The organism is Hydrogenivirga sp. (assembly GCF_056450045.1).
Map to the genome: position 1 here is coordinate 1 of NZ_JBWONM010000174.1, position 2,246 is coordinate 2,246.

General features: G+C 50.3%; 3 protein-coding genes and 1 pseudogene. 1 reads left to right on the top strand and 3 read right to left on the bottom strand.

All coding sequences use genetic code 11. The features are described from left to right. The 3 genes and pseudogenes from AC1HCM_RS07145 to AC1HCM_RS07155 all read right to left on the bottom strand — a co-directional run. Positions 1–246: pseudogene (locus tag AC1HCM_RS07145) on the bottom strand (hypothetical protein); the annotation flags it as partial. Positions 247–266: 20 nt separating this feature from the next. Further along, complete coding sequence (locus AC1HCM_RS07150) at positions 267–1,007, bottom strand: sulfite exporter TauE/SafE family protein (protein ID WP_479461080.1); 741 nt, start codon at positions 1,005–1,007, stop codon at positions 267–269. Continuing rightward, a complete protein-coding gene (locus AC1HCM_RS07155) occupies positions 1,004–1,471 on the bottom strand; it encodes a hypothetical protein (RefSeq protein ID WP_479461081.1) in 468 nt (155 codons plus the stop codon). Before AC1HCM_RS07155 ends, AC1HCM_RS07150 begins: the two co-directional genes overlap by 4 nt. Before the next feature lie 49 nt (positions 1,472–1,520). Here AC1HCM_RS07155 and AC1HCM_RS07160 point away from each other — a divergent pair. Beyond that, on the top strand, positions 1,521–2,246 hold a 726-nt coding region (locus AC1HCM_RS07160), incomplete at its 3' end, for an ExeA family protein (RefSeq protein ID WP_479461082.1).

Here is a 2,246-nt window from a genome sequence, read left to right on the forward strand (position 1 = left end):
GATTGACCTCTTGGAGAGTCCGCCGTGGAGGAGGTAGGCGTTGCCCAAGCCCGTTATGAGGAGGAGGGACAGGGTTATCATCGTTCCGTAGAGGCTGAACCTCCTACCGACTTCCTGAAAGGCTTCGTTCCTGAAGGGCTTGTCCTTTATGTAGGGTGCTATGACGAGGGAGAGGAATATCATCCCCCCCACCCAGAAGCTTGCAAGCAGGACGTGAAGCCAGAGGACCAGCTTCTTTGTAAACATCTGTTAACATGGTAGCACATTCAGTGCCTCATTACAAGGGCTGCACCAAGAACGACAACACTCAGGGATATTAAGACCTTGAGCTGGGTTGGCTTGAGCCTCCTTGAGAGGGATAGACCGAGGTAAACGGCTAAAGGTATGCTGAGGGCTCCGGCGTATATAAGAGAGAGGTTGAAGTGCTGGGAACCCCCTTCAAGCCCGTAGAAGATTATCCTGAAGATTATGTTGGAGGTAAAGAAGAAGGTGAGGGTGCTCTTAAACTCCTCCACGTCCTCAAGAACCTGGTTTAGATAAACCACCGGAGGTGGTCCTCCCATACCTATCAAGCCCGCAAAGAAGCCTCCCACAAAGCCGGCACCCAGGCTCGCTCCGAGGCTCTTTCTCATACTGAAGCTCTTTAAAAATCTCCTCTGGACCAGAAGGTCGTAAAGACCGAGGAAGAGGATAAAGGAGCCTATTATCAGGCGAAGCGTCTCTCTATCAAGCAGGAAGAGGGTCTTTGAGCCGAGGAGTATCCCCGGGACGGAGCCAGCCATCAGGGGAAGGAGGATGTCAAGCCTCGGTCTGACCTTCTTGAGGAGCAGGGCAGCCATGAAGAGGGTTCCAAAGAGGTTCACAACAGCGGAGGTGACTATAACCTCCTTGGGGCTGTGTATGAGGGAGAGAAGACCAACTATGAATATGCCGGCACCGAAGCCCGTGAAAGCCTGAAAGAACCATGCTATGAAGAATACGAAGAGGTCAAAGGGATGGAGTATCACGGACTCCTTCCGATCCCGAAGAGCCTCTTTATCCCAGCCATGAGCCCGCCGAACCTCTTCTTGTACTCGCTCTTTAGCCTCTCAACCGTGTTCCCTATGAGTCCCGTAAGGGAGGAGAGTTTCCTCTTGTCCTTCACCCTGTCCTCGTGCATAAACTCCTTCAGAACCTCGTTCATCTCCTTCAGGGTCTTTATGGTCCTGTAGAGAGCTTCCTCAGACTCAAGGTTCACCTTATCAATCTCCTCCTTTATGACCCTTTCTATGGCATCAAGGCTGTAATCAAGGCTCCGGTTGGCAACCTCAGGCTCCGTTGGGAAAGAGGTTATTATCTCAAGGAGCTTAGCCCTAAGCCTGAGCCTGAAATCCATGAGCTCAGTCTCAAAAGGCTCCTTCTTCTCTATGTCCCTGAAGAACTCCTCAACTATAACCACAACTCTATCTTCCATGCTGGGGACTCCTTCCATCTCAAACCTCCTGATTGTAAAAGATTAAGTAATTATAAAATTTAACTTAATGAAAGATTACCTTGAGTTCTTCGCCCTGAGGGATGACCCCTTCAAGATAACCCCCGATGCAAGCTACTTCTTCCTTTCCGAATCTCACCAGGAAGCCCTTTCATCCCTGAGGTACCTTGTTGAGAGCGAAGAGGGCTTTGCGGTCATCATAGGAGAGCCGGGAATGGGGAAGACTCTGACTGTAAGGAAGTTTGTAGATGAACTTCCCAAAAACGTTGAGTACGCTTATGTGCTCTTTCCCAACCTGTCTCCCGAGGAGCTCTTTGAGGCTATCCTTGAGGATTTCGGGATTGAGAGCGGAGGGGAAACGAAAAACAGGCTCTTCGCAAAGCTCAGGGATTACCTGATTGAGAACAGAAGCAGGGGAAACAAGGTCCTGATAATAATAGATGAGGCTCAGAACCTGCCCACCGAGACCCTTGAAGAGCTCAGGATACTCTCAAACCTTGAGACCTCAGAACAGAAACTGCTCCAGATAATACTCCTCGGTCAGCCCGAGCTTGAGGAGAAGCTAAGCTCAAAGGAGCTGAGGCAGTTGAGGCAAAGGGTCACCCTCTTTACAAAGCTCAGGAGCTTTACGGAGGAAGAGACGAGGGCATACGTTGATTACAGGATAGCAAAGGCGGGGAGGGGAAACATAAAGATATCGCCAAAGAGCTACAGGCTCCTTTACGAGTACTCCTTGGGGATACCGAGGCTCATAAACATAATCATGGAGAGGGCT